Annotated in this window: 21 protein-coding genes; 13 read left to right on the top strand and 8 right to left on the bottom strand. The window is 72.2% G+C overall.

The genetic code is table 11. The annotated features are described in order from the left end of the window. Positions 1-6: 6 nt before the first annotated feature. The 3 genes from AC07FV_RS01220 to AC07FV_RS01210 are packed head-to-tail and all read right to left on the bottom strand — an operon-like array spanning position 7 to position 4,188. Positions 7-1,692, bottom strand: a complete 1,686-nt coding sequence (locus AC07FV_RS01220) for a thiamine pyrophosphate-binding protein (protein ID WP_479083784.1) — start codon at positions 1,690-1,692, stop codon at positions 7-9. After that, complete coding sequence (gene speB, locus AC07FV_RS01215) at positions 1,689-2,660, bottom strand: agmatinase (RefSeq protein WP_384688789.1); 972 nt, start codon at positions 2,658-2,660, stop codon at positions 1,689-1,691. The genes AC07FV_RS01220 and speB overlap by 4 nt, the downstream gene beginning before the upstream one ends. Positions 2,661-2,712: 52 nt before the next feature. Next, positions 2,713-4,188 (bottom strand): sodium:solute symporter family protein, encoded by a 1,476-nt coding sequence (locus AC07FV_RS01210; RefSeq protein ID WP_479083782.1) that lies wholly within the window; start codon positions 4,186-4,188, stop codon positions 2,713-2,715. Between the two features lie 185 nt (positions 4,189-4,373). Here AC07FV_RS01210 and AC07FV_RS01205 point away from each other — a divergent pair, with 185 nt between their 5' ends. Beyond that, positions 4,374-5,963, top strand: a complete 1,590-nt coding sequence (locus AC07FV_RS01205; protein ID WP_479083781.1) for a helix-turn-helix domain-containing protein — start codon at positions 4,374-4,376, stop codon at positions 5,961-5,963. 82 nt (positions 5,964-6,045) lie between these two features. After that, positions 6,046-6,834 carry a phosphatase gene (locus tag AC07FV_RS01200; protein ID WP_479083780.1) on the top strand — a complete coding sequence of 263 codons (789 nt, stop codon included), beginning with the start codon at positions 6,046-6,048 and terminating at the stop codon, positions 6,832-6,834. 36 nt (positions 6,835-6,870) lie between these two features. On the opposite strand, the gene AC07FV_RS01195 is transcribed toward AC07FV_RS01200, so the two are convergent. The 4 genes from AC07FV_RS01195 to AC07FV_RS01180 form a co-directional block, all read right to left on the bottom strand. Further along, complete coding sequence (locus AC07FV_RS01195) at positions 6,871-7,854, bottom strand: cation diffusion facilitator family transporter (RefSeq protein WP_479083779.1); 984 nt, start codon at positions 7,852-7,854, stop codon at positions 6,871-6,873. Positions 7,855-7,858: 4 nt separating this feature from the next. Next, positions 7,859-8,731, bottom strand: coding sequence for an acyl-CoA thioesterase (locus tag AC07FV_RS01190; RefSeq protein ID WP_479083778.1), 873 nt, complete (start codon positions 8,729-8,731; stop codon positions 7,859-7,861). Between the two features lie 48 nt (positions 8,732-8,779). Then, the gene (locus AC07FV_RS01185) at positions 8,780-9,937 is read right to left on the bottom strand and encodes an acyl-CoA dehydrogenase family protein (RefSeq protein WP_479083777.1); all 1,158 of its coding nucleotides are present in this window, start codon (positions 9,935-9,937) and stop codon (positions 8,780-8,782) included. A 118-nt stretch (positions 9,938-10,055) separates the two neighbouring features. Further along, on the bottom strand, positions 10,056-10,685 hold the full coding sequence (locus AC07FV_RS01180) for an SACE_7040 family transcriptional regulator (protein ID WP_479083776.1): 630 nt from the start codon (positions 10,683-10,685) through the stop codon (positions 10,056-10,058). A gap of 98 nt (positions 10,686-10,783) precedes the next feature. Between AC07FV_RS01180 and AC07FV_RS01175 the strand changes: the two genes are divergently transcribed. The 10 genes from AC07FV_RS01175 to AC07FV_RS01130 all read left to right on the top strand — a co-directional run bounded on the left by AC07FV_RS01175 (position 10,784) and on the right by AC07FV_RS01130 (position 23,772). Next, on the top strand, positions 10,784-12,400 hold the full coding sequence (locus tag AC07FV_RS01175) for a carboxyl transferase domain-containing protein (protein WP_479083774.1): 1,617 nt from the start codon (positions 10,784-10,786) through the stop codon (positions 12,398-12,400). A gap of 37 nt (positions 12,401-12,437) precedes the next feature. Further along, complete coding sequence (locus AC07FV_RS01170; protein WP_479083773.1) at positions 12,438-14,378, top strand: acetyl/propionyl/methylcrotonyl-CoA carboxylase subunit alpha; 1,941 nt, start codon at positions 12,438-12,440, stop codon at positions 14,376-14,378. Beyond that, positions 14,375-15,325: a hydroxymethylglutaryl-CoA lyase gene (locus AC07FV_RS01165; RefSeq protein ID WP_479083771.1), complete on the top strand. Its 951-nt coding sequence runs from the start codon at positions 14,375-14,377 to the stop codon at positions 15,323-15,325. The genes AC07FV_RS01170 and AC07FV_RS01165 overlap by 4 nt, the downstream gene beginning before the upstream one ends. Positions 15,326-15,329: 4 nt before the next feature. Continuing rightward, on the top strand, positions 15,330-16,490 hold the full coding sequence (locus AC07FV_RS01160; protein ID WP_479083769.1) for an acyl-CoA dehydrogenase family protein: 1,161 nt from the start codon (positions 15,330-15,332) through the stop codon (positions 16,488-16,490). Positions 16,491-16,610: 120 nt separating this feature from the next. Then, a complete protein-coding gene (locus AC07FV_RS01155; RefSeq protein WP_479083768.1) occupies positions 16,611-17,654 on the top strand; it encodes an ABC transporter substrate-binding protein in 1,044 nt (347 codons plus the stop codon). Between the two features lie 26 nt (positions 17,655-17,680). Beyond that, a complete protein-coding gene (locus AC07FV_RS01150; protein ID WP_479083767.1) occupies positions 17,681-18,541 on the top strand; it encodes a siderophore-interacting protein in 861 nt (286 codons plus the stop codon). 204 nt (positions 18,542-18,745) lie between these two features. Further along, positions 18,746-20,188: a lysine decarboxylase DesA gene (desA, locus tag AC07FV_RS01145; RefSeq protein WP_479083766.1), complete on the top strand. Its 1,443-nt coding sequence runs from the start codon at positions 18,746-18,748 to the stop codon at positions 20,186-20,188. Beyond that, positions 20,172-21,452, top strand: coding sequence for a lysine N(6)-hydroxylase/L-ornithine N(5)-oxygenase family protein (locus AC07FV_RS01140; protein ID WP_479083765.1), 1,281 nt, complete (start codon positions 20,172-20,174; stop codon positions 21,450-21,452). The genes desA and AC07FV_RS01140 overlap by 17 nt, the downstream gene beginning before the upstream one ends. Continuing rightward, complete coding sequence (locus AC07FV_RS01135) at positions 21,449-22,003, top strand: GNAT family N-acetyltransferase (protein WP_479083764.1); 555 nt, start codon at positions 21,449-21,451, stop codon at positions 22,001-22,003. Before AC07FV_RS01140 ends, AC07FV_RS01135 begins: the two co-directional genes overlap by 4 nt. After that, positions 22,000-23,772, top strand: coding sequence for an IucA/IucC family protein (locus AC07FV_RS01130; protein ID WP_479083763.1), 1,773 nt, complete (start codon positions 22,000-22,002; stop codon positions 23,770-23,772). The genes AC07FV_RS01135 and AC07FV_RS01130 overlap by 4 nt, the downstream gene beginning before the upstream one ends. Before the next feature lie 69 nt (positions 23,773-23,841). Here the strand turns inward: AC07FV_RS01130 and AC07FV_RS01125 are convergent, their stop codons facing one another. Next, a complete protein-coding gene (locus AC07FV_RS01125) occupies positions 23,842-25,446 on the bottom strand; it encodes a beta-N-acetylhexosaminidase (protein ID WP_479083761.1) in 1,605 nt (534 codons plus the stop codon). A gap of 98 nt (positions 25,447-25,544) precedes the next feature. On the opposite strand from AC07FV_RS01125, the gene AC07FV_RS01120 reads away from it, so the two are divergent. Next, complete coding sequence (locus AC07FV_RS01120; RefSeq protein ID WP_479083760.1) at positions 25,545-26,426, top strand: DUF4429 domain-containing protein; 882 nt, start codon at positions 25,545-25,547, stop codon at positions 26,424-26,426. The last annotated feature ends 32 nt before the right edge of the window (positions 26,427-26,458 follow it).

Here is a 26,458-nt window from a genome sequence, read left to right as displayed (position 1 = left end):
CCGCGCTCAGTCCAGGTGCGTCGGCGCGAACATCCGCAGCACGGCCGGGAGGACGACCACCGACGGCCCCGGTGAGGCCAGCGCCTTCGCGAGGTCCGCCTCCAGGGTCCGCGCGGAGGTGCGGACGCCCGGCACGCCGAACGACTCCGCCAGGGCCACGTAGTCGGGCCGGGTCAGCTCCGTCGCCGTGGGCTGACCGAAGGCGTCGGTCATGTACTCGCGCAGGATGCCGTAGCCGCCGTCGTCGACGATGAGCCAGGTGACGTTCAGGTCGTACTGGCGGGCGGTGGCCAGTTCGGCGATGGAGTACAGGGCGCCTCCGTCGCCGGAGACCGCCAGCACCGGGTGGGTGGGGTCGGCCGCGGCGGCGCCCAGGGCCGCCGGGAAGCCGTAGCCGAGGCCGCCCGCGCCCTGCGCCGAGTGCATGGTGTTGGGCGCCCCGGCGTCGAAGGCGGACCACGCCCAGTAGGCGAGGATGGTCATGTCCCAGAAGGACGGTGCGCCGGACGGGAGGGCCCGCCGGACGGCCGCCAGGACGTCCTGCTCCAGGGTGAGTTCCTGGGCGGCGATGCGCTCGCGGACCTTGTCCAGGACCTCCCGCACACGCTCCGGGGCGGCCGGGTCGGTGCGCTCCTCCACCGTCTCCAGCAGCGCCTGGAGGGCGAGGCGGGCGTCGGCGTGGATGCCGAGGGCCGGGTGGTTGGACTCCAGTTTGCCGAGGTCGGCCTCGATCTGGATCACCCGGCCGCGGGGCTGGAAGGTGTGGTAGTTCGAGGAGAGTTCGCCGAGGCCCGAGCCGACGACCAGGAGCACGTCGGCGTCCTCCAGGAAGTCCGTCGTGTGGCGGTCCTCCAGCCAGGACTGGAGGGAGAGGGGGTGCGTCCACGGGAACGCGCCCTTGCCGCCGAAGGTCGTCACGACGGGGGCCCGGAGCCGCTCGGCCAGTTGCCGCAGCTTCTTCGAGGCGTCCGCGCGGACGACTCCCCCGCCCGCGATGATCGCGGGCCGCTCGGCGCGGGAGAGCAGATGGGCCGCGACCGCCGTCAGCTCGGGCCGCGGGGGCAGTTCCTCGGGGAAGGCGTCGCCGCCGGTCACCACCGGGATCGGCGTCTCGGCCAGGAGGACGTCCTGCGGGATCTCCACCCACACCGGGCCGTGCGGGACGGTCAGCGCGGACGTCCACGCCTCCGCGATCGCCGACGGGATCTGCGACTGGGTACGGACCGTGTGGACGGACTTCACCACGCCCCGGAAGGACGCCGACTGGTCGGGAAGCTCGTGCAGGTAGCCGTGGCGGCCCCCGCCCAGACCCGCCGTGGGGATCTGGCTGCTGATCGCCAGCACGGGCGCGGAGGCCGCCCGCGCCTCCTGGAGCGCGGCCAGCGAGGTGAGCGCGCCGGGCCCGGTGGACAGCAGCAGCGGGGCCGCCTCGCCGGTGATCCGGCCGTAGGCGTCCGCCGCGAAACCGGCGTTGTTCTCCACCCGCAGGCCGATGTAGCGCAGGTCCGAGCGGCGCAACGCGTCGAACATGCCGAGGGCGTGCTGGCCGGGCAGGCCGAAGACGGTGGTCGCGCCGAGCCCGGCCAGGGTCTCCACGACCAGGTCCCCGCCGTTGCGGCCGCCGGGAGGATTCAGCGCGGCCTCCGTCTGGGCGGCGGTCGGACGGAGTACCAGGTCGTGGTCGTGGGTCACTGCGCTGCCTTCTCCTGGGCGATCTGGCGGGACATGATCGTGGTCAGTTCGTACGCGGTGTGCGAGGCCGCGACGGAGGTGATCTCCGCGTGGTCGTAGGCCGGGGCGACCTCGACGACGTCGGCCGACACCAGGTTGCAGGATGCCAGGCCGCGCAGGATCTCCAGCAGTTCGCGGGAGGTCATGCCGCCGGCCTCGGGGGTGCCGGTGCCGGGCGCGTGGGCGGGGTCCAGGCAGTCGATGTCGATGGAGATGTACAGCGGGCGGTCGCCGATGCGCTGGCGCAGCTGGTCGGCGACCTCGTCGGCGCCCCGGCGGTAGACGTCCGCGGAGGTGACGATGCCGAAGCCCATCTTCTCGTCGTCGGTGAGGTCCTGCTTGCCGTACAGCGGGCCGCGGGTACCGACATGGGAGAGGGCGGAGGTGTCGAGGATGCCCTCCTCGACGGCGCGGCGGAACGGGGTGCCGTGGGTGTACTCGGCGCCGAAGTACGTGTCCCAGGTGTCCAGGTGGGCGTCGAAGTGCAGCAGGGCGACCGGACCGTGCTTCCTGGCGACCGAGCGGAGCAGCGGGAGGGCGATGGTGTGGTCGCCGCCGAGAGTCATCAGGCGGGCGCCGGTGCCGAGGAGGTCGTCGGCGGCGGCCTCGACGGTCTCCACGGCCTCGTTGATGTTGAACGGGTTCACGGCTATGTCGCCGCCGTCCGCGACCTGGGCGAGGGCGAAGGGGGAGGCGTCCTGCGCCGGGTTGTACGGACGCAGCAGGCGGGATGCCTCGCGGATGGCGTTGCCGCCGAAGCGGGCGCCGGGCCGGTACGAGACACCCGAGTCGAACGGCACGCCCACCACGGCGACGTCGGCCGTGCCGACTTCGTCCAGGCGGGGCAGCCGGGCGAAGGTCGCGGGTCCGGCGTACCGCGGGACGCGGGAGGAGTCGACGGGGCCGCGGGGCGTCTCGTTGCTGCTCATGTACTGCCTTCCTTCTTACGCTTCGTCGCGTATGTACTGCCGCCGTCCGACTCTACTGGGGAGCCGGGACCGTCGGTTCGGACTGGGGTTCGGGGGCACGGCCGGCGAGGCGTTCGCGCCAGGCGGTGAGGGTCGCCTCGTCGGTGGGCCGGGTGGCCAGGGACACGGCGACGTAGACGGCGAGGGAGGCCAGGAGGCCGTAGTAGACGGGCTCGTTGGCGAGGATGCCGTAGCCCGCCATCAGGCCGACGACGGCGAGGCCGCCGACCGCGACGGCGGCGAGGGCGCCCTGCGCGGTGCCGCGCTTCCACAGCAGTCCGCCGAGGATGGGGACGAGGAGGCCGCCGACGAGGAGGTTGTAGGCGACGGTGAGTGCCTCGACGACGTCGTTGAGGGCGATCGAGATGAGGATCACCGCGACGCCCATCGCGAGGATGAAGACGCGGTTGCCCTTCACCTCGTCGTGCGGCTCCTCCGCCTCGGCCGGTGTCCCTCGCACGACGCCGCGCAGCCGCGACCAGATGTCGTTGTTGGCGACGGTGGCGCAGGCGATGAGGGCGCCGGAGGACGTGGACATCACGGCGGCGAGGGCGGCGGCCAGGACGAGTCCGCGCACGCCCATGGGCAGCTCGTCCTTGACGATGGTGGCGAAGGCGTCGTCGGGGCTGGCGAGCTTCGGGTAGAGGACCTTGGCCGCCGTGCCGATGATCGCGCCGGCGACGGCGTAGACGAGGCAGTAGGTGCCGGCGACGGTGCCGCCCCACTTGGCGGTGCGGTCGCTGCCCGCGGTGAAGACGCGCTGCCAGATGTCCTGCCCGATGAGCATGCCGAAGGTGTAGATCAGCACGTAGGTGAAGATCGTCTCGCCGCCGATGCCCAGCGGGTCGAAGTACTCGGTCGGCAGCTGCGCCTTCATCTCGCCGAAGCCGCCAGCCTTGACGACCGCGATGGGCAGCAGCAGGAGCAGCACGCCGATGGTCTTCACCACGAACTGCACCATGTCGGTGAGCGTGATGGACCACATGCCGCCCAGCGTGGAGTACGCGACGACGATGGAGCCGCCCAGCACGATCGCCAGGGTGCGGTTCACGTCGAAGAGGACGTCGAAGATCGTGGCGTAGGCGATGGTGGAGGTCACGGCCAGCATCAGCGTGTACGCCCACATGACGACACCGGAGATGATGCCCGCCCGGCCGCCGTAGCGCAGGTCGAGCATCTCGGAGACGGTGTAGACCTTCAGCCGGGCGATGCGGGCCGAGAAGAAGACGGACAGCGCGAGGATGCCGAGGCCGATGGTGACGACCATCCACGCGCCGGACAGGCCGTACTGGTAGCCGAGCCCGACCCCGCCGATGGTGGACGCGCCGCCGAGGACGATCGCCGCCATGGTGCCGGAGTACATGGCGGGTCCGAGGCGGCGCCCGGCCACCAGGAACTCGCTCTTGGACTTGGCGCGGCGCATGCCCCACCAGCCCATGGCCAGCATGCCGGCGAGATAGACGACGATCACGATGTAGTCGACGGCCATGAGGGGGCCTCCTTCGCGCACTCTCGGTGGCGTGTCGTGCAGTGGGACGTGTCCGGTGGCTGGTCGCGGGGACATCCGCCCGTACCCGCGGCCGCCGGTCGAGGTTGACACTAGGTGGCTGAAAAGCGACTGCGAAGTGTACGTTTCATCCACTTGCCGCCGCTGGACTGGAGGAAAGGTCCACCATGCCGGAGCCGGCCGTTCCGTCCGGGCCCGCCACGCCCGCCACGCCCCCCACTCCTCCCGTGCCGCTGGCCGCCCTGCTGGCCCGCGAGGACCTGGGGCTGCGCCAGGTCACCGGCGCCCCGGTGGCGGACGTGACGATCCACGGGGCGCACACCTCGGAGATGTCCGACCCGTACCCGTACCTGCTGGGCGGTGAGCTGCTGCTGACGGCGGGCGTGCACATCCCGCCGGGGGCGGACGCGGGAGGCGGGCGCGCCGGGGGGCCCGCCGACGAGGCGGGAGCCGGGCGCGACGCCGGGACCGGGGCCGGGTACTTCGACGCCTACGTGTCCCGGATCGTCGCGGCGGGCGGTGCGGCGCTCGGCTTCGGGGTGGCGCCGGTGCACGACACCGTGCCGGCGGAGCTGGTCGCGGCCTGCGAGAGGTACGGGCTGCCGCTGGTGGAGGTGCCGCCGCGGACGACGTTCTCGGGCGTGGCCCGTGCGGTGTGGCAGCTGATGGGCCGGGCCAGGACGGCCGAGCTGCGCCGGGTCTCCGAGGCCCAGCAGGCCCTGGCCGCGGCGGCCGCCCGTCCGGACCCGGTGCCGTCCGTGCTGCGCAGGCTCGCCGGCCGGCTCGACGGGCGGGCGGTGCTGTACGGGCCGGAGGGGACGGAGATCGCGGCGGCGGGGCGCGAGCCCGCGGGAGAGGTGCGGCGGGCGCTGGCTGACCTGGCCCGCTTCGTCACCGGGCACGCCTCCACCACCGCCACGGACACGGTCGCCGGCACCCGGCTCGCCGTCTACGCCCTCGGCGCCGGGCAGGATTTCGTCCTCGGGGTGGCGGCCGCGCGGCGGGAGCCCGGGGACCACACGATCGCGTCGGTCGCCGCCGTACTGCTCTCCCTCCTGACCGGCGAGCAGCGGAGCGGCACGGGCGCGGCCCGTTCCTCGGCGCTGGTGCGGCTGCTGCTGGGCGCCCGCCCGGAGGAGGTCGCGCCGCTGCTGGGTACGGCGGACGGTGAGGACCGCGCCCACTGGTACGTCGTGCACGCCCGGCCCACGACCGGCACACCCGACCCGATCTCCGCCTCCGCCCTGGGCGCGGCCCTCGGCTCACCCCTGGTCGACCCCGCCGGGGACGTCGTACGGGTACTCGTCCCGGCCCCACCGGCACCCGGTCCCCTCTCCTGGACGCCCGGCCCCGCCCCCCAGCCCGGCTGGACGCTCGGCGTCAGTGCCCCCGTCGCCCCGGGCGAGTGGCCGGCCGCGGACGCCCAGGCGGCGCGTGCGCTGGCCCGGGCGCGGGCAACGCGGGTGCCGCTGGTCCGGCACGCCGACCGGCCCGCGCTCGCCGACCTCGTGCCGGACGGCGAGGCCGAGGCGCACGCCCGGGCGCTGCTCGGGCCGGTCGCGGCCGCCCCGGCGCTCACCGAGACCCTGCGCGCCTGGCTGTCCCTGCACGGCAGCTGGGACCGCACCGCCGTCGCCCTGTCCGTGCACCGCAACACCGTCCGGCAGCGCATCGCGCGCTGCGCGGCCCTGCTGGACGCCGACCTCGACGACCCGGACGTCCGCATGGAGTTGTGGTTCGCGCTGCGCCGGACGTGACCGGCGGGGCGGGGAGGTGACCCGTGTCCCAGCGAGCGCCACGCCCGGGACTCGTGGCGGTCGGCTGCCCCACAATGGAGCCATGCCGATATCCGGGACACCCAGCCGCGCCGAACTCGCCGAACACCTCGTCAGGACGCGTATCGCGGGCGATGTCGCCACGCCCCGCGAGAACAACCTCTCCCACTACCGCAAGCTGGCGAACGGCGACCGCAACTTCTGGCTCGGTCTGGAGCTGGGCGACCGCTGGACGGACGAGCAGGACGTGCTCGCGGTGATGGCGGAGCGGGTCGGTGTCAACGACGACCCGGAGCACCGCTTCGGGCAGGACACCATCGACCCCGAGCTGACGGTGTCCGCGCTGGAGCGCATGGCCGGCCGGCTGCGCAAGGCGGCGGACGGCGGGCAGCGCGTCCTGTTCGCGACCGGCCACCCGGGCGGCCTGCTCGACGTGCACCGCGCGACGGCCGACGCGCTGCGCGCCGCCGGCTGCGAGATCGTCGTGATCCCCGAGGGGCTGACGACGGAGGAGGGGTACGTCCAGCAGTTCGCGGACGTGGCGGTGCTGGAGCACGGCGCCTCGCTGTGGCACACCCACTCGGGTGAGCCGATGAAGGCGATCCTGACCGGCCTGGAGCGTGCGGGCCGCCCGCTGCCCGACCTGGTCGTCGCCGACCACGGCTGGGCGGGGTACGCCGGTCAGCACGGCGTCGACTCCGTGGGCTACGCCGACTGCAACGACCCGGCCCTCTTCCTGGCCGAGTCCGAGGGCCTCCTCCAGGTGGCGGTGCCGCTGGACGACCACGTGGTCAGCCCGCGCCACTACGACCCCATGACGGCCTACCTGCTGGCGGAGGCGGGACTGAGCTGAGGCGGTGGCCCGTACGGTGGCTCGTACGGCCCGCCGTCACGGCCAGGGGTTCAGCCCCTCGGAGCGGCGCTGCGCGAAGCCGGGCGTCGGGTCCAGGTAGACCCGGCGCACCACCGGGAACTCCTCCCGCAGCCGCTGCTCGGCCCGCTCGCACGCCCACTCGACCTGTGCCGCCGTCGACACGTCCCGGAAGTCGACCTTGGCGGCGACCAGCGCCTCCCGCGGGCCCTGGAGGAGGGTGGTCAGCTCCAGTACGGCCTCGATGTGCTCCACCGCCAGCAGTTCCGCCCGGATCCGGTGCCGGACGGTGCGGGGCAGCGGGCGGCCGATGAGGAACTCGGCGTTGGAGCGGCCCAGCACCCAGGCGACGTACAGCAGCAGGGCGCCGATGCAGAGGGAGGCGACGCCGTCCCAGACGCCGGAGCCGGTCAGCTGCCCGCCGAGCAGGCCCCCGGCGGCGAGCAGCAGCCCGGCCAGGGCGGCGGAGTCCTCCATGACGACGGCCTTGACGGCGGTGTCGGGGGTGCGGCGCAGATAGCGGCCGAAGGGCACCTTGTAGCGGCGGGCCTCCCCGCGCGCCTGCCGGAGGCCGGTGCGCAGGGAGTAGCCCTCCAGGAGGAAGGCGACGGCGAGGACCAGGTAGGCGACCAGGGGGTCGCCGGGCTCCTCGCCGTGGGTGAGGGTGTGGACGCCGTCGTAGAGGGCGAAGACGGCGCCGCCGACGAAGGTGGCGACGGCGGCGAGCAGCGCCCAGATGTAGCGCTCGGGGCCGTGGCCGAGGGGGTGGTCCTCGTCGGCGGGGCGCACGCTGCGCTTCAGCGAGGTCAGCAGCAGCACCTCGGTGACGGTGTCGGCGACCGAGTGGGCGGCCTCCGACAGCATCGCGCTGGACCCGCTGACCACGCCGGCGACCGCCTTGGCGATGGCGATGCCCAGATTGGCGAAGGCGGCGACGAGCACCGTGAAGGTGCTCTCGCCGCCGCCGTCCGTCTCACGTCTCCCGTGCGCAGGTTCCGCCATGCCCTCAGTGTTCCCGAGGGACGCGCACCACGCCTTCCTGGATGACCGTGAGGGCGAGCCGCCCGTCCTGCGTGTAGATGCGCGCCTGGCCGAGGCCCCGGCCGCCCGAGGCCGACGGCGACTCCTGGTCGTAGAGCAGCCACTCGTCGGCACGGAAAGGGCGGTGGAACCACATGGCGTGGTCCAGTGAGGCCCCGACGACGTCACCGACGGCCCAGCCGCCCCGGCCGTGCGCGAGCAGCACCGAGTCCAGGAGGGTCATGTCGGAGACGTACGTGGCGAGGACGACGTGCAGCAGGGGGTCGTCGGCGAGCTTGCCGTGGGTGCGGAACCACACCTGGGAGTGCGGCTCGCGGGGGGTGCCGAAGGCGCCGAAGGGCGGGTCGTCGACGTACCGCAGGTCCACCGCGGCCCGGGCCTGGAGGAAACGCTCCACGGTGTCGGCGGGCAGGTGCGGGTAGCTCCGCAGCCGCTCCTCGCCGGTGGGCAGCGTCGCCGGGTCGGGCGCGGCCGGCATCGGAGCCTGGTGGTCCAGGCCCTCCTCGTAGGTCTGGAAGGACGCCGACAGGCCGAAGATCGGCTTGCCGTGCTGGACGGCGACCACGCGGCGGGTGGTGAAGGACCGGCCGTCGCGCAGGCGGTCGACGTTGTAGACGATGGGGGCGCCGGGGTCCCCGGGGCGCAGGAAGTACGCGTGCAGGGAGTGCGGGAGCCGGTCCTGGGGGACCGTGCGCCCGGCGGCGACCAGCGCCTGGGCGGCGACCTGCCCGCCGAAGACCCGGGGGACGACGGCGGAGCGGGAGCGGCCGCGGTAGATGTCCTCCTCGATCCGCTCGAGGTCGAGCAGATCGAGGAGGGACTGGAGTGCTTCGCTCATGTCCTGTGACTCTGGGTGCGGTCCTCGGACGGTCTGGAGGCGGACGGTCTAGAGACCCATGTCCTTCGCGATGATCATCTTCATGACCTCGCTGGTGCCGCCGTAGATGCGGTTGACGCGGTTGTCCGCGTACAGGCGGGCGATCGGGTACTCGTTCATGTAGCCGTAGCCGCCGTGCAGCTGGAGGCAGCGGTCGATGACGCGGTGGGCGACCTCGGTGGTGAACAGCTTGGCACTGGCGGCCTCGGCGGGGGTCAGCTCGCCGGCGTCGAGCGCCTCGGTGGCGCGGTCGGCGACGGCCTGGGCGGCGTCCACCTCGGCCTGGCAGGCGGCCAGCTCGAACTTGGTGTTCTGGAAGGCGGCCACCGGCTTGCCGAAGACGGTGCGGTCCTGCACGTACTGCTTGGTGAACCGGACGGCGGCGGCGGCCTGGGCGTAGGCGCCGAAGGCGATGCCCCAGCGCTCGGAGGCCAGGTTGTGGCCGAGGTAGGAGAAGCCCTTGTTCTCCTCGCCGAGCAGGTCCTCGACCGGCACCTTGACGTCGACGAAGGCCAGCTCGGCGGTGTCGGAGGTCTTCAGACCGAGCTTGTCCAGCTTGCGGCCGACCGAGTAGCCCTCGGACTTGGTGTCCACGGCGAACAGGGAGATGCCGTGGCGGCGGTCCTCGGCCGTGGGGGCGGCGGTGCGGGCGCAGACGATCACCTTGTCGGCGTGCACGCCGCCGGTGATGAAGGTCTTGGCACCGTTGAGGACGTAGTGGCTGCCGTCCTCGGAGAGCTTCGCGGTGGACTTCATGCCGGCGAGGTCGGAACCGGTGCCCGGCTCCGTCATCGCGATGGCCCACATCTCCTCGCCGCTGACGAACTTCGGCAGGAAGCGCTTCTTCTGCTCGTCGGTGGCCAGCATCTTGATGTACGGCAGGGCGAGCAGCACGTGCACGCCGGAGCCGCCGAAGGTGACGCCCGCGCGGGCGGTCTCCTCGTAGTGGACGGCCTCGAACTTGTGACTGTCCATGCCCGCGCCGCCGTACTCCTCGGGCACGTTGATGCCGAAGATGCCCAGCTCGCCGAGCTTGTAGTAGAACTCGCGCGGCGCCTGGCCCGCGGCGAACCACTCGTCGTAGACGGGGACGACCTCGGCCTCGATGAAGGCGCGCAGGGTCTCCCGGAACGCCTCGTGGTCCTCGTTGAACACCGTACGGCGCACCGCGCCACCTCCAGGGTACGTATCTAAGCGCTTGCTCAGACTTCACCGTACCGGCGGGTAGCCAGAGGCGTCCAGAGCGGGAGGTGGGTAACCCTCGTCACTCCCCGGCGCTCGGGCGTCAGCCCTCCCCCACCGCCGCGAACGCCCCCCGCGCCATCCGGTGCAGCAGCGCCGCCATGGCCGCGCGGCCCGGGAGGACGCCGGGGCGGCCGAGGTGCGGGGTGGAGTTCAGGAGGCCGAAGACCGAGTGGACGGCGGAGCGGGCGGCGGGCTCGGCGACGGCCGGGTAGACCTCGCGCACCACCCCGACCCACAGCTCGACGTACTGCCGCTGCAACTGCCGCACCATCTTGCGGTCGGCGTCCCGGAGGCGGTCCAGCTCGCGGTCGTGCAGGGTGATGAGCGGGCGGTCGTCGAGGGCGAAGTCGATGTGACCCTCGATGAGCGAATCGAGGACCGCCTCGGCACCCGCGCCCGACCCGGCCCCCGGCCCGGAGCCGGCCACCCCCTCGGCCTCCGCCAGCCGCCGCTTCGCCCCGGTCAGCAGCGAGTCGCTGATCCCGACCAGCAGCTCGGCGAGCATCGCGTCCTTGCCGGCGAAGTGCCGGTAGAGACCGGGGCCGCTGATCCCCACCGCGGCGCCTATCTCGTCGACGCCGACGCCGTGGAAGCCGCGCTCGGCGAAGAGCCGGGCGGCCTCCTTGAGGATCTGCTCGCGACGGGTGGGGGCGTCGGTTCTGGTGGTCATGGTGCCGATTCTAGACAGGGAGGTTAGCGGTCGTTAACCTGTGGGGACATGCGTTAACGCTCATTAACTGATCGACCATCGGGTGAGGGGACCGCAGGATGCACGAGGCACCGGAGCTGACGACGGCGGCAGATCCCGCCTCAGAGGCCTTTCGGGCCAACGAGGAGGCGCACCGCGTCCTCGTTGACGAGCTGCGCGCCAAGCTGGCCGCGGCCCGGCTGGGCGGCGGGGAGCGGGCGCGGGCCCGGCACACCGCGCGCGGCAAGCTGCTGCCCCGCGACCGCGTGGACACGCTGCTCGATCCGGGCTCGCCGTTCCTGGAGCTGGCGCCGCTCGCCGCCGACGGGCTCTACGACGGACAGGCCCCGGCCGCGGGCGTGATCGCCGGGATCGGCCGGGTGAGCGGCCGGGAGTGCGTGATCGTCGCCAACGACGCCACCGTCAAGGGTGGCACGTACTACCCGATGACGGTGAAGAAGCACCTGCGGGCACAGGAGGTGGCGCTGGAGAACCGGCTGCCGTGCCTGTACCTCGTCGACTCGGGCGGGGCCTTCCTGCCGATGCAGGACGAGGTCTTCCCCGACCGGGAGCACTTCGGCCGGATCTTCTACAACCAGGCCCGGATGTCGGGCGCCGGCATCCCGCAGATCGCCGCCGTCCTCGGTTCCTGCACGGCGGGCGGCGCGTACGTCCCGGCGATGAGCGACGAGGCGGTGATCGTCCGCAATCAGGGGACGATCTTCCTGGGCGGTCCGCCGCTGGTGAAGGCGGCCACCGGCGAGGTGGTCACGGCGGAGGAGCTGGGCGGCGGCGAGGTCCACTCCCGGGTGTCCGGCGTGACGGACCACCTGGCCGAGGACGACCCGCACGCGCTGCGGATCGTGCGGCAGATCGTCTCCACGCTGCCCGCGCGCGGCCCGCTCCCCTGGGGCGTGGAGCCCGCGGTCGAGCCGAAGGTGGACCCGCAGGGGCTCTACGGCGCGGTGCCGGTCGACTCCCGGACGCCCTACGACGTGCGCGAGGTCATCGCGCGGGTGGTGGACGGCTCCCGGTTCGCCGAGTTCAAGTCCGAGTACGGGCAGACCCTGGTCACCGGCTTCGCCCGCATCCACGGCCACCCGGTCGGCATCGTCGCGAACAACGGCATCCTCTTCTCCGAGTCCGCCCAGAAGGGCGCCCACTTCATCGAGCTGTGCGACCAGCGCGGCATCCCGCTGGTCTTCCTCCAGAACATCTCGGGGTTCATGGTCGGCCGGGACTACGAGGCGGGCGGCATCGCCAAGCACGGCGCCAAGATGGTGACGGCGGTGGCGTGCACGCGCGTGCCGAAGCTGACGGTGGTCGTCGGCGGGTCGTACGGCGCGGGGAACTACTCGATGTGCGGCCGGGCGTACTCGCCGCGCTTCCTGTGGATGTGGCCCAACGCCAAGATCTCCGTCATGGGCGGCGAGCAGGCCGCGTCCGTGCTGGCCACGGTCAAGCGGGACCAGCTGGAGGCCCGGGGCGAGGAGTGGTCGGCCGAGGAGGAGGACTCCTTCAAGGCGCCGGTCCGCGCGCAGTACGAGCACCAGGGCAACGCCTACTACGCGACCGCCCGCCTGTGGGACGACGGGGTGATCGAGCCCGCCGACACCCGGCAGGTGCTGGGTCTGGCCCTGACCACGTGTGCCAACGCGCCGCTGGGCGAGCCCCGGTTCGGCGTCTTCCGGATGTGAGGAGGGGACTTCGATGGGAAGCGCGATGGGGAGCTCGATGTTCGACACGGTACTGGTGGCCAACCGCGGCGAGATCGCGGTGCGCGTCGTCCGGACGCTGCGTTCGCTGGGTGTGCGCTCGGTGGCGGTCTTCTCCGACGCCGACGCGGACGCGCGGCACGTGCGGGAGGCCGACGAGGCGGTACGGATCGGTCCGGCGCCGGCCGCGGAGAGCTATCTGTCCGTGGAGCGGCTGCTGGAGGCGGCGGCCCGGACCGGGGCGCAGGCGGTGCATCCGGGGTACGGCTTCCTCGCCGAGAACGCCGCCTTCGCACGGGCCTGCGAGGAGGCGGGGCTGGTCTTCATCGGACCTCCCGCCGACGCCATCGCCCTGATGGGCGACAAGATCCGCGCCAAGGAGACGGTGCAGGCGGCCGGGGTGCCGGTCGTGCCCGGCTCCAGCGGCAGCGGGCTGACGGACGAGCAGCTCGCCGGGGCGGCCCGCGAGATCGGGATGCCGGTGCTGCTGAAGCCGTCGGCCGGCGGGGGCGGCAAGGGCATGCGCCTGGTGCGGGACGCCGCCGCGCTCGCCGACGAGATCGCCGCCGCCCGCCGCGAGGCCCGCGCCTCCTTCGGCGACGACACGCTGCTCGTGGAGCGGTGGATCGACCGGCCCCGGCACATCGAGATCCAGGTGCTGGCCGACGGCCACGGCAACGTGGTGCACCTGGGCGAGCGCGAGTGCTCGCTCCAGCGGCGCCACCAGAAGATCATCGAGGAGGCACCCAGCGTGCTCCTCGACGAGGCGACCCGCGCCGCGATGGGCGAGGCCGCCGTGCAGGCGGCCCGCTCCTGCGGGTACCGGGGCGCGGGCACGGTGGAGTTCATCGTGCCCGGCGGCGACCCCTCGCAGTACTACTTCATGGAGATGAACACCCGTCTCCAGGTGGAGCACCCGGTGACCGAGCTGGTCACGGGCCTGGACCTGGTGGAGTGGCAGCTGCGGGTGGCGGCGGGCGAGCCGCTCGGGTTCACGCAAGCGGACGTGCGGCTGACCGGGCACGCGGTCGAGGCGCGGCTGTGCGCGGAGGACCCCTCGCGCGGCTTCCTCCCCTCCGGCGGCACGGTGCTGCGGCTGCACGAGCCCCAGGGCGACGGTGTGCGCACCGACTCGGGGCTCAGCGAGGGCGGCGAGGTCGGCAGCCTCTACGACCCGATGCTCTCCAAGGTGATCGCCTACGGCCCCGACCGCGCGACCGCCCTGCGCAGGCTCCGGGCAGCCCTGGCCGGGACGGTGACGCTGGGCGTGCAGACCAACGCCGGGTTCCTGCGCCGGCTGCTGGCCCACCCGGCGGTCGTGGCGGGCGAGCTGGACACGGGGCTGGTGGAGCGCGAGGTGGACGGCCTGGTCCCCACCGGCGTACCGGAGGAGGTGTACGAGGCGGCGGCGGCCGTCCGGCTGGACGCGCTGCGTCCGCGCGGCGACGGCTGGATCGACCCGTTCTCCGTGCCGAGCGGCTGGCGCACGGGCGGCGAGCCGAAACCGGTCGCCTTCCCCCTGCGCGTCACCGATCCGGTGGAACACACCCCGCGCGGCACCCACACCGTCACCGAGGACCGCGTGTCGGTGACCCTGGACGGCGTCCGGCACACCTTCCACCGCGCCGCCGACTGGCTGGGCCGCGACGGCGACGCCTGGCACGTGCGCGACCACGACCCGGTCGCCGCCTCCCTCACGGGCGCCGCCCACGCGGGCGCCGACTCGCTGACCGCGCCGATGCCGGGCACGGTGACGGTGGTGAAGGTCGCCGTCGGCGACGAGGTGGCCGCCGGGCAGAGCCTGCTGGTCGTGGAGGCGATGAAGATGGAGCACGTCATCTCCGCCCCGCACGCCGGCACCGTCGCCGAACTGGACGTGGCGCCGGGCACGACGGTCGCCATGGACCAGGTGCTGGCGGTCGTCACCCCGGCCGGCGAGGGCGAGGAGGAGACGGCATGAACACCCCGGAGACGGGCCTGCCCATGGTCGTACCGGCCGAGGGCCTGCCCGCCCGCGTCCGCGTCCACGAGGTGGGCGCGCGCGACGGCCTGCAGAACGAGAAGGCGATCGTCCCGGTGGAGGTCAAGGCGGAGTTCGTCCGCCGGCTGGCCGGCGCCGGCCTGACCACCATCGAGGCGACGAGCTTCGTGCACCCCAAGTGGGTACCGCAGCTGGCCGACGCGGAGGAGCTGTTCGCGGCGGTGGCCGGCCTGCCGGTGGACCTGCCCGTGCTCGTCCCCAACGAACGGGGCCTCGACCGGGCCCTGGCGCTCGGCGCCCGCCGCGTCGCGGTCTTCGCCAGCGCCACCGAGTCCTTCGCCAAAGCGAACCTCAACCGCACGGTGGACGAGGCGCTGGCCATGTTCGCGCCGGTGGTGGCGCGGGCGAAGGAGGCGGACGACGTTCACGTACGGGGCTACCTCTCGATGTGCTTCGGCGACCCGTGGGAGGGGCCGGTCCCCGTCGAGCAGGTGGTGAAGGTGTGCCGGGCCCTGCTGGACATGGGCTGCGACGAACTCAGCCTCGGCGACACCATCGGGGTGGCGACACCGGGCCACGTCGGCGCCCTGCTCACCGCCCTGATCGGCGCCGGTGTCCCGGTGGACGCGCTCGGCGTCCACTTCCACGACACCTACGGCCAGGCCCTGTCCAACACGCTGACCGCGCTGCGGCACGGCGTCACCACGGTCGACGCCTCCGCCGGCGGGCTCGGCGGCTGCCCCTACGCCAAGTCCGCCACCGGCAACCTCGCCACCGAGGACCTCGTGTGGATGCTGCGCGGCCTCGGCATCGACACCGGCATCGACCTCGGCCGTCTCGTCGCCACCAGCGTCTGGATGGCCGCCCACCTGGGCCGACCCAGCCCGTCCCGGACCGTTCGAGCCCTCTCCCACCAGGAGCAGTGACAGCATGGACCACAAGCTCTCCCCCGAACTCGAGGACCTCCGCCGCACGGTGGAGGCGTTCGCCCACGACGTCGTGGCGCCCAAGATCGGCGACTTCTACGAGCGGCACGAGTTCCCGTACGAGATCGTCCGGGAGATGGGCCGCATGGGCCTGTTCGGCCTGCCGTTCCCGGAGGAGTACGGCGGCATGGGCGGCGACTACCTCGCCCTCGGCATCGCCCTGGAGGAGCTGGCCCGCGTCGACTCGTCGGTGGCCATCACCCTGGAGGCGGGCGTCTCGCTGGGCGCGATGCCGTTGCACCTGTTCGGCACCGAGGAGCAGAAGCGCGCGTGGCTGCCCCGGCTGTGCTCCGGCGAGATCCTCGGCGCCTTCGGCCTGACCGAGCCGGACGGCGGCTCGGACGCGGGGGCGACGCGCACGACGGCCCGCCTGGACGAGGCGACCGACGAGTGGGTCATCAACGGCACCAAGTGCTTCATCACCAACTCGGGCACGGACATCACGGGCCTGGTGACCGTCACGGCGGTCACCGGCCGCAAGCCGGACGGCCGTCCGCTGATCTCGGCGATCATCGTCCCGTCCGGCACCCCGGGCTTCACGGTGGCAGCCCCCTACTCGAAGGTCGGCTGGAACGCCTCGGACACCCGTGAGCTGTCCTTCTCCGACGTCCGGGTCCCGGCGGCGAACCTGCTGGGCGAACAGGGCCGGGGCTACGCCCAGTTCCTGCGCATCCTGGACGAGGGGCGGATCGCCATCGCCGCGCTGGGCACCGGCCTCGCGCAGGGCTGTGTGGACGAGTCGGTCGCCTATGCGAAGGAACGGCACGCCTTCGGCAAGCCGATCGGCGCCAACCAGGCCATCCAGTTCAAGATCGCCGACATGGAGATGAAGGCCCACACCTCCCGGCTCGCCTGGCGCGACGCGGCCTCCCGGCTGGTGACGGGCGAGCCCTTCAAGAAGGAGGCGGCACTGGCGAAGCTGTACTCGTCGACGGTCGCGGTGGACAACGCCCGGGACGCGACGCAGATCCACGGCGGGTACGGCTTCATGAACGAGTACCCGGTGGCCCGGATGTGGCGGGACGCGAAGATCCTGGAGATCGGCGAGGGCACCAGCGAGGTCCAGCGGATGCTGATCGCCCGGGAGTTGGGCCTGGTGAGCTAGGCGCCGGACGGCCGGGGCGGGGTGGGTCACCGCCCCGCCACTGGACAAGATCTGAGGTTAGGCTAACCTACCTTGAACTTGTCCCGCGGAGGCTCCGCACCGTTCGAAAGCAGCCACACCATGCCCAACGCCAGAGCTACCCACCTGACCCGCCGCGGAATCCTCGCCGCGGGCGGCGCACTCGGCCTCGGCGCCGCGCTCACGGCCTGCGGTGACGACGACGCGAAGAGCGGTGGCTCGGACGACAAGGCGGCCGCGAAGTCCGGCCCCTGGTCCTTCAAGGACGACCGCGGCACGACCGTGAAGCTCGACGAGGTCCCCACGAGCATCGTCGCCTTCACCGGCGTCGCCGCCGCCCTCCACGACTACGGCGTCCAGGTCAAGGGCGTCTTCGGTCCCACCACGACCAAGGACGGCAAGCCCGACGTCCAGGCCGGCGACCTCGACGTCGACAAGGTCACCGTCCTCGGCAACGAGTGGGGCAAGCTCAACGTCGAGAAGTACGCCACCCTCGCCCCCGAGCTGCTCGTCACCACGACCTTCGACACGGCGGGCACCCTGTGGTCCGTCCCCGAGGACTCGAAGGACAAGGTCGCCAAGCTCGCCCCGAGCGTCGCGATCTCCGTCTTCGACCGCCAGCTCACCCAGCCGCTCCAGCGCATGTGGGAGCTGGCCGAGTCGCTCGGCGCCGACATGAAGGCCAAGAAGGTCACCGACGCCAAGGCCGCCTTCGAGAAGGCCGCGGCCCGGCTGCGCGCCGCCGCCAAGGCCAAGCCGGAGATCCGGGTGCTGGCCGGCTCCGCGAGCGCCGAGCTGTTCTACGTCTCCGGCACCAACCTCTCCGTCGACCTGGAGTACTTCAAGGCCCTCGGCGTGAACTTCGTCGAGCCCTCGGAGGACGCCAAGAAGGCGACCGGCGGCTGGTTCGAGTCCCTGAGCTGGGAGAACGTCGACAAGTACCCGGCCGACGTCATCATCATGGACGACCGCGCCTCCACCATCCAGCCCGCGGACATCACCGAGGGCACCTGGAAGCAGCTCCCCGCGGTCAAGGCCGGCCAGGTCATCGCCCGCTCCCCCGAGCCGATCCTGTCCTACGACAAGTGCACGCCGCTGCTCGACAACCTGGCCGAGGCGATCGAGAACGCCAAGAAGGTCGGCTGACCCTCCCCTTCTCCCCGGAGCCCTCCATGACGACGGCCGTAGCCGCCCCGTTCCGTTTCTTTGCCCTCCAGGTCGTACGGACGAGGCGGCTCGGTCCGTCTCTGGCCCGGGTCACCTTCGCGGGCCCCGACCTGAGCGCCTTCCACTCCGACGGGCAGGACCAGTCCCTGTCACTGTTCCTGCCGCATCCGGGCCAGACCGAGCCGGCGGTGCCGGTCGAGCTGGGCGACGGCTGGTGGCAGGGCTGGCGCGAACTGCCCGACGACGTGCGGGCGGTGATGCGCTCCTACACGCTGCGGGCGCTGCGCCGGGACGCCGACGGCGACACCGTCGAGATCGACATCGACTTCGTGCTCCACGGGGTCGACCCCCGGTCGCCGGTCCAGCCCGGCCCCGCCGCCCGCTGGGCCGCGGGGGCCGCCCCCGGCGACCGGGTCCTGCTGCTCGGCCCGGCGGTCGCCGACAACCGGGCGATCCGCTTCCGCCCGCCCGAGGACACCGACCTGGTGGTGGTCTGGGGCGACGAGACCGCCGTGCCGGCCGCCTGCGCGATCGTCGAGTCGCTGCCGGCCGGCACCCGCGCCCGGGTCTGGCTGGAGGTCCCGCACGCCGAGGACGTCCAGGTTCTGGAGACGGCGGCGGACGCCGAGGTCACCTGGCTGGTACGGGACTCCACCGACGGCCCCGAAGCCACCCTCGCCACCCTCCGCGCGGCCCAGCTCCCGCCCGCCGCCCACCCCTACGTGTGGATCGCCGGCGAGTCCGGACGCGTCAAGCAACTGCGCCGGCACTTCGTGGGCGAGCGCGGCGTCGACCGCCGCCGCGTCACCTTCGTCGGCTACTGGCGCCAGGGCCTGACGGAGGAACAACTCCGCGAGCAGGGCTGACGCGCGGGCCGCGCACGCCCGGCCGGACCGGCCGGCGCGGCCCCAACTCCCCGTACGTCACCCATGGTTGTGACGCGAGTGACGTCAGTCACGTCCTGGCATGCACGCGACCGAAGAGAGTTAGGTTAGGCTAACCTAAGTGAACCGAGGGCTCCTGCCCCTCTCCCGCCCCTCTCGGACCTGTCCCCACCGGAGGACCCCCACATGCGATCGCACCTGCTCAACGACGCCACCGCGGAGCAGTACCGCCGCTCCGTGACCGAAGGAGTCGAGCGGGTGGCCGCCAGAATCGCCACCACCGACCGCCCGTTCACCGGCATCGCGGTCGACGCCCTCTCCCCCCGCATCGACGCGATCGACCTCGACCGGCCGCTGCACGACACGGCCGCGGTCCTCGACGAGCTGGAGGACGTCTACCTCCGCGACGCCGTCTACTTCCACCACCCCCGCTACCTCGCCCACCTCAACTGCCCGGTCGTCATCCCGGCCGTGCTCGGCGAGGCGGTCCTGTCCGCCGTCAACTCCTCCCTGGACACCTGGGACCAGTCGGCCGGCGGCACGCTCATCGAGCGCAAACTGATCGACTGGACCACCGCCCGCATCGGCCTCGGCCCGGCCGCCGACGGCGTGTTCACCTCCGGCGGCACGCAGTCCAACCTCCAGGCGCTGCTCCTGGCCCGCGAGGAGGCGAAGACCGAGAACCTCGCCGACCTGCGCGTCTTCGCCTCCGAGGTCAGCCACTTCAGCGTGAAGAAGTCGGCGAAACTGCTCGGCCTCGGCCCCGATGCCGTCGTCTCGATCCCCGTCGACCACGACAAGCGCATGCAGACCGTCGCCCTCGCCCGCGAACTGGAGCGCTGCGCGCAGGACGGCCTCGTCCCCATGGCCGTCGTCGCCACCAGCGGCACCACCGACTTCGGCTCCATCGACCCGCTGCCGGAGATCGCCGAACTGTGCGAGCAGTACGGCGTGTGGATGCACGTGGACGCGGCCTACGGCTGCGGGCTGCTCGCCTCCCTGAAGTACCGGGACCGGCTGACCGGCATCGAGCGGGCCGACTCGGTCACCGTGGACTACCACAAGTCCTTCTTCCAGCCGGTGAGTTCCTCCGCCGTGCTGGTCAGGGACGCGGCCACGCTGCGCCACGCCACCTACCACGCGGAGTACCTCAACCCGCGCCGCATGGTGCAGGAACGTATCCCCAACCAGGTGGACAAGTCCCTGCAGACCACCCGCCGCTTCGACGCGCTCAAGCTGTGGATGACGCTGCGCGTGATGGGCGCCGACGGCATCGGGCAGCTCTTCGACGAGGTGTGCGACCTGGCCGCCGAGGGCTGGCAGCTGCTCGCCGCCGACCCCCGCTTCGACGTCGTCGTCGAGCCGAGCCTGTCCACCCTGGTCTTCCGCTACATCCCGGCGGCCGTCACCGACCCCGCCGAGATCGACCGCGCCAACCTGTACGCCCGCAAGGCCCTGTTCGCCTCCGGCGACGCCGTGGTCGCGGGCACCAAGGTGGCCGGACGCCACTACCTGAAGTTCACCCTGCTCAACCCCGAGACGACCACGGCCGACATCGCCGCCGTCCTCGACCTGATCGCCGGCCACGCCGAGCAGTACCTGGGAGAGTCCCTTGACCGCGCTTCCTGAGTCCACCACGACGTACGACTTCGTGGGGATCGGCCTCGGCCCCTTCAACCTCGGGCTTGCCTGCCTGACCGAGCCCATCGCCGAACTGAACGGCGTCTTCCTGGAGTCCAAGCCGGACTTCGAGTGGCACGCCGGCATGTTCCTGGAGGGCGCCCACCTCCAGACCCCGTTCATGTCGGACCTGGTCACGCTCGCCGACCCGACCTCCCCGTACTCCTTCCTCAGCTACCTGAAGGAGAAGGGCCGGCTCTACTCGTTCTACATCCGGGAGAACTTCTACCCGCTGCGCGTCGAGTACGACGACTACTGCCGCTGGGCCGCGAACAAGCTGAGCTGCGTCCGCTTCTCCACGACGGTCACCGAGGTGACCTACGACGAGCGGGACGAGCTGTACGTCGTCGCGACCACCGGCGGCGACACCTACCGCGCCCGCCGCCTCGTGCTCGGCACCGGCACCCCGCCGCACATCCCGGACGCCTGCCGCGGCCTGGCGGGGGACTTCCTCCACAACTCGCGCTACATGCAGCACAAGGCCGAGCTGCAGAAGAAGGACTCGATCACGCTGGTCGGCAGCGGCCAGTCCGCCGCCGAGATCTACTACGACCTGCTCAGCGAGATCGACGTCCACGGGTACCGGCTCAACTGGGTGACGCGCTCCCCGCGCTTCTTCCCGCTGGAGTACACCAAGCTCACCCTGGAGATGACCTCCCCGGAGTACGTGGACTACTACCACGCGCTGCCGGAGGACACCCGCTACCGGCTCACGGCCGAGCAGAAGGGCCTCTTCAAGGGCATCGACGGCGACCTGATCAACGAGATCTTCGACCTGCTCTACCAGAAGAAGCTCGGCGGCCCGGTCCCCACCCGGCTGCTCACCAACTCGGCCCTGACCGACGCCCGGTACGCGGACGGCACGTACACGCTCGGCTTCCGCCAGGAGGAGCAGGGCAAGGACTTCGAGATCGAGACCCAGGGCCTGGTCCTGGCCACCGGCTACAAGTACGCCGAGCCGGAGTTCCTCAAGCCCGTCCGGGACCGGCTGCGCCACGACGCGCGGGGCAACCTCGACGTCGCCCGCAACTACGCCGTCGACGTCACCGGGCAGGGCGTGTTCCTTCAGAACGCGGGTGTCCACACGCACAGCATCACCAGCCCCGATCTGGGCATGGGTGCCTACCGCAACAGCTACATCATCCGAGAGCTGCTCGGCACCGAGTACTACCCGGTCGAGAAGTCGATCGCGTTCCAGGAGTTCAGCGCATGACCACCCCCACGAAGGCCGCCGGCATCGGCGCCCTGACCCTCCGCCCCCTCGACCCGCTGAAGGACGCCGCCCTCCTCCACAGCTGGGTCACCCACCCCAAGTCCGCGTTCTGGATGATGCAGGAGGCGAAACTGGTCGACGTCGAGCGCGCGTACATGGAGATAGCCGCCGACGAGCACCACCACGCCTTCATCGGCCTGCACGACGGCGTCCCCGCCTTCCTGATGGAGAAGTACGACCCGGCCCACCGCGAGCTGACCGGCCTGTACGAGCCCGAGCCGGGCGACGTCGGCATGCACTTCCTGGTCGCCCCCACCGACCGGCCCGTGCACGGCTTCACCCGGGCCGTCATCACCGCCGTCATGGCCGAGCTGTTCGCCGACCCGGCGACCGCCCGGGTCGTCGTGGAGCCGGACGTCGACAACCAGGCCGTCCACGCCCTGAACGCAGCCGTCGGATTCGTGCCCGAGCGCGAGATCCAGAAGCCGGAGAAGAAGGCGTTGCTGAGCTTCTGCACCCGCGAGCAGTTCGAGAAGGCGGTGTCCGCATGAGCCTCGCCGACGCCGTGGCCCACCTCTCCCCCGAGCGCTGGGAGCAGGCCAACCGCCTCCTGATCCGCAAGGCCCTGGCCGAGTTCACGCACGAGCGGCTGCTCACGCCGGAGCACACCGCGGGCGACGCGTACGTCGTCCGCGGCGACGACGGCGGGACCGAGTACCGCTTCACCGCGACCGTCCGCGCCCTGGACCACTGGCAGGTCGACGCCGACTCGGTCACCCGGCACCGGGACGGCGCGGAGCTGCCCCTGGCCGCGCTCGACTTCTTCGTCGAGCTGAAGGAGACGCTGGGGCTGAGCGACGAGATCCTGCCGGTCTACCTGGAGGAGATCTCCTCCACCCTCTCCGGGACCTGCTACAAGCTCACCAAGCCGAAGCTCACCTCCGCCGAGCTGGTGGACAGCGGCTTCCAGGCCATCGAGACCGGCATGACCGAGGGCCACCCCTGCTTCGTCGCCAACAACGGACGGCTCGGCTTCGGCGTCCACGAGTACCTGTCGTACGCCCCCGAGACCGCGAGCCCGGTCCGCCTGGTGTGGCTGGCCGCGCACCGCTCGCGGGCGGCGTTCACGGCGGGCGTGGGCATCGCGTACGAGTCCTTCGTCCGCGACGAGCTGGGCGCGGGGACCGTCGACCGCTTCCACGGCGTGCTGCGCGAGCGGGGCCTGGACCCGGCCGACTACCTGTTCATCCCCGTCCACCCCTGGCAGTGGTGGAACAAGCTCACCGTCACCTTCGCCGCCGAGGTCGCCCGCGGGCACCTGGTCTGCCTCGGCGAGGGCGACGACGAGTACCTGGCCCAGCAGTCCATCCGGACCTTCTTCAACTCCTCGCACCCCGAGAAGCACTACGTGAAGACGGCCCTGTCCGTCCTCAACATGGGCTTCATGCGCGGCCTGTCGGCGGCGTACATGGAGGCGACCCCGGCCATCAACGACTGGCTGGCCCAGCTCATCGACGGCGACCCGGTGCTCAAGTCGACGGGCCTGAGCATCATCCGGGAGCGGGCGGCCGTCGGCTACCGGCACCTGGAGTACGAGCGGGCCACCGACCGCTACTCGCCGTACCGCAAGATGCTGGCGGCGCTGTGGCGGGAGAGCCCGGTGCCGTCCCTCCAGGAGGGCGAATCGCTCGCCACCATGGCCTCGCTCGTCCACGTCGACCACCGGGGCGCCTCCTTCGCGGGCGCGCTGATCGAGCGGTCGGGGCTCGCACCCACCGAGTGGCTGCGGCACTACCTGCGGGCCTACTTCGTCCCGCTGCTGCACAGCTTCTACGCCTACGACCTGGTCTACATGCCGCACGGCGAGAACGTCATCCTCGTCCTGGAGGACGGCGTCGTGCGGCGCGCCATCTACAAGGACATCGCCGAGGAGATCGCGGTGATGGACCCGGACGCGGTGCTGCCGCCGGAGGTCTCCCGGATCGCGGTCGAGGTCCCCGAGGACAAGAAGCTGCTGTCGATCTTCACGGACGTCTTCGACTGCTTCTTCCGCTTCCTCGCGGCGAACCTGGCCGACGAGGGGATCGTCGAGGAGGACGCCTTCTGGCGGACGGTGGCCGAGGTCACCCGCGAGTACCAGGAGTCGGTGCCGGAGCTGGCCGACAAGTTCGAGCGGTACGACATGTTCGCGCCCGAGTTCGCGCTGTCCTGCCTCAACCGGCTCCAGCTGCGCAACAACAAGCAGATGGTGGACCTCGCCGACCCGTCCGGCGCGCTCCAGCTGATCGGCACCCTGAAGAACCCCCTCGCGGGCCGGTAGCGAAGGCCCCCACGGACGAGCGGGCACCCCGGAGACGGTCCTCCGGGGTGCCCGCTTCCGCGTCTGCCGTCAGCCGGCCCAGGGGACCTGCGGCGACCGGTAGTAGTCGATGCCCATCGCCTCCCAGCGCGGGGCCTGCGCGGCGAGCCGCACCTTGTAGGTGTCCCAGTCGTGCGTCGAGGCCGGCGACCAGCCCAGCTCGGCGGCGCCCGGCAGCCGCGGGAAGGCCATGAAGTCGAGCTGGTCCGGGTTCTCCAGGGTCTCCGTCCACATCGGCGCCTCGACCCCGCGCACCGCGGAGGCCGGGGCGCCCGGCAGATAGGCGCCCGGGTCCCAGTCGTAGGAGCGCCGCACCTCCACGTAGCCCGCCCAGGACAGGCCCAGCGGGGTGTCCTTGGTGTACTTCATGTCCAGGTACGTCCGGTCGGCCGGGGACAGGATCAGCCCGGTGCCGTTCCGCGCGGCCTCGGCGACCCGCGCCTTCTCCGCGTCGCTGGTCCGGTCCAGGCCCCAGTACTGGACCAGCGCGCCCTCGGCCGGGTTCGCCCCGGCCAGCTGGTGCCAGCCGATGACCGTCTTGCCGTGCCGGGCGACGATCGGCTGGACCCGGTCCATGAACTTCACGTAGTCGTCGTGCGGGGTGGAGTGCGCCTCGTCGCCGCCGATGTGGAGGTAACGGCCCGGGGTGAGGGCGGCCAGTTCCCCGACGACGTCGTCGACGAAGTCGTAGGTGACCTCCTTGTCGACGCAGAGCGAGCTGAAGCCGACCTCGATGCCGGTGTACAGCGGGGGTGCCACGCCGTCGCAGTTCAGCTCGGCGTAGGAGGCGAGGGCCGCGTTGGTGTGGCCGGGCATGTCGATCTCGGGGACGACCTCCAGGTGGCGGGAGGCGGCGTACCGCACGATCTCCCGGTAGTCGGCCTTGGTGTAGAAGCCGCCGGGTCCGCCGCCCACCTCGGTGGAGCCGCCGTACGTCGCCAGGCGCGGCCAGGAGTCGACGGCGATGCGCCAGCCCTGGTCGTCGCTGAGGTGCAGGTGGAGCTTGTTGTACTTGTAGAGGGCGACGCGGTCGATGTAGCGCTTGACCTCGTCGACGCCGAAGAAGTGCCGGGAGACGTCCAGCATGGCGGCCCGCCACTCGTAGCGCGGGACGTCCTCGATGGTGCCGCCCGCGACCAGCCAGGGGCCGGGCTGCACGGAGTCCTTCTCGACGGCGGCGGGCAGGAGCTGGCGCAGGGTCTGGACGCCGTGGAAGAGGCCGGCCGTCTCCCGGGCGGTGATGGTGACACCGGCGCGGCCGCTGTCGAGGCGGTACCCCTCGGCGCCGTACGGTCCCGCCGCCAGACGGAGCCGGATGCCGCCCCCGCCGTGGGAGGTGACGGGCAGTCGGTAGCCGGTGGAGGGCCGCAGGACGTCCGCGAGGTAGTCGCCGACCCGGCGCGCCCCGCCCGAGTCGTCCACACGGATGCGGGTGCCACCGGTGATGCGGTACGGGGCGCCGCCCGGGTCCACCGAGGCGGGGGCCGGGATCACCTGGTGCAGGGGGGTCGCCGCCGTCGCCCGGGTCGGCGCGGCGCCGGTGGTGACGGCGCAGGCCGTCGCCACCAGCAGCAACGAGCCCAGCAGACGGGTCAGTCGGGGGGTCGTGCCGTGGTGCCGCCGATGAGGTCTCACGTGCGCTCCCTTGTGAGGCGTACAGAGATGTGTCCCAGAGGGTAGGGACCACGGTCCCGCACCACCACCCCGCGCAGCGTCGATGGAACAATCTCCACATGGCGGAAATCATCCAGAAGGACGGCACGTGGGTCTTCGACGGCGACACCCTGCGGCTGACTCCCGGACGGGACAAGAACGTCAGCCTGCTCCGCCGGGAGCTGGGTGAACTGAGCGTCCCGCTGACGGCGTTGGCGGGCATATCGTTCGAGCAGGGCAAGAAGTCCGGGCGGCTGCGGCTGCGGCTGCGGGACGGCGCCGACCCGCTGCTGCACGCCACCGGCGGCCGGCTGACCGAGCCGCACGACCCGTACCAGCTGACCGTGGACGCCGACCGGTACGGCGTCGCCGAGTACTTCACGGACGAGGTGCGCAACGCCCTGCTCCTGGACCAGGTTCCGTCCGGCCCGGTCGACGCCTACCTGCTGCCGGGACCCTCCGTACCGCTGTCGGTGTCGGCCGGGGACGGCGTCGCGAGCTTCGACGGGGAGCGCGTCCGCCTGGAGTGGAAGTGGCAGGCGGAGGACGCCAAGTCGGCCGCCGGTCCGCGCACCCTGCCCCTCACCGACATCGTCGCGGTGGAGTGGCAGCCGACGGTCGGCCTGGAGAACGGCCACCTCCGCTTCACCGTGCGGGCCGCGCCGAGCAAGGTGCCGCCCAAGTACGACCCCAACGCCGTGGAGCTGTGGGGTTTCAAGCGGGACCCGCTGATGGCCCTGGTCGCCGCGGCCGTACAGGCCCGCCTCCCGCATCCGTCGGCCCCCGCCGCCCTGGAGGACGCCCGGCCGGCCGAGGAGGCGCCGGCCCCGGCCCCCGCCGCCGAGGACGACCACGACGCGCTGCTGCGCCGGCTGCGGGAGCTGGGCGAACTGCACCGCTCCGGGGTGCTCACGGACGAGGAGTTCGCCCTCGCCAAACAGGCGGTGCTGAAGCGCATGTAGGGGTACTCCCCACCCGCCCCACAGCACGCCTG

The organism is Streptomyces sp. NPDC045956, from assembly GCF_056430705.1.
Note: the sequence above shows the minus strand (reverse complement) of the source record. Positions and strands in the feature narration are given on the sequence as shown.

Bases quoted from the DNA above. Each gene is read 5' to 3' on its own strand.
- speB (WP_384688789.1), bottom strand. From the start codon at position 2,660: ATGAGCAGCAACGAGACGCCCCGCGGCCCCGTCGACTCCTCCCGCGTC.
- AC07FV_RS01210 (WP_479083782.1), bottom strand. From the start codon at position 4,188: ATGGCCGTCGACTACATCGTGATCGTCGTCTATCTCGCCGGCATGCTG.
- AC07FV_RS01205 (WP_479083781.1), top strand. From the start codon at position 4,374: ATGCCGGAGCCGGCCGTTCCGTCCGGGCCCGCCACGCCCGCCACGCCC.
- AC07FV_RS01200 (WP_479083780.1), top strand. From the start codon at position 6,046: ATGCCGATATCCGGGACACCCAGCCGCGCCGAACTCGCCGAACACCTC.
- AC07FV_RS01195 (WP_479083779.1), bottom strand. From the start codon at position 7,854: ATGGCGGAACCTGCGCACGGGAGACGTGAGACGGACGGCGGCGGCGAG.
- AC07FV_RS01190 (WP_479083778.1), bottom strand. From the start codon at position 8,731: ATGAGCGAAGCACTCCAGTCCCTCCTCGATCTGCTCGACCTCGAGCGG.
- AC07FV_RS01180 (WP_479083776.1), bottom strand. From the start codon at position 10,685: ATGACCACCAGAACCGACGCCCCCACCCGTCGCGAGCAGATCCTCAAG.
- AC07FV_RS01175 (WP_479083774.1), top strand. From the start codon at position 10,784: ATGCACGAGGCACCGGAGCTGACGACGGCGGCAGATCCCGCCTCAGAG.
- AC07FV_RS01170 (WP_479083773.1), top strand. From the start codon at position 12,438: ATGTTCGACACGGTACTGGTGGCCAACCGCGGCGAGATCGCGGTGCGC.
- AC07FV_RS01165 (WP_479083771.1), top strand. From the start codon at position 14,375: ATGAACACCCCGGAGACGGGCCTGCCCATGGTCGTACCGGCCGAGGGC.
- AC07FV_RS01160 (WP_479083769.1), top strand. From the start codon at position 15,330: ATGGACCACAAGCTCTCCCCCGAACTCGAGGACCTCCGCCGCACGGTG.
- AC07FV_RS01155 (WP_479083768.1), top strand. From the start codon at position 16,611: ATGCCCAACGCCAGAGCTACCCACCTGACCCGCCGCGGAATCCTCGCC.
- AC07FV_RS01150 (WP_479083767.1), top strand. From the start codon at position 17,681: ATGACGACGGCCGTAGCCGCCCCGTTCCGTTTCTTTGCCCTCCAGGTC.
- desA (WP_479083766.1), top strand. From the start codon at position 18,746: ATGCGATCGCACCTGCTCAACGACGCCACCGCGGAGCAGTACCGCCGC.
- AC07FV_RS01135 (WP_479083764.1), top strand. From the start codon at position 21,449: ATGACCACCCCCACGAAGGCCGCCGGCATCGGCGCCCTGACCCTCCGC.
- AC07FV_RS01130 (WP_479083763.1), top strand. From the start codon at position 22,000: ATGAGCCTCGCCGACGCCGTGGCCCACCTCTCCCCCGAGCGCTGGGAG.
- AC07FV_RS01120 (WP_479083760.1), top strand. From the start codon at position 25,545: ATGGCGGAAATCATCCAGAAGGACGGCACGTGGGTCTTCGACGGCGAC.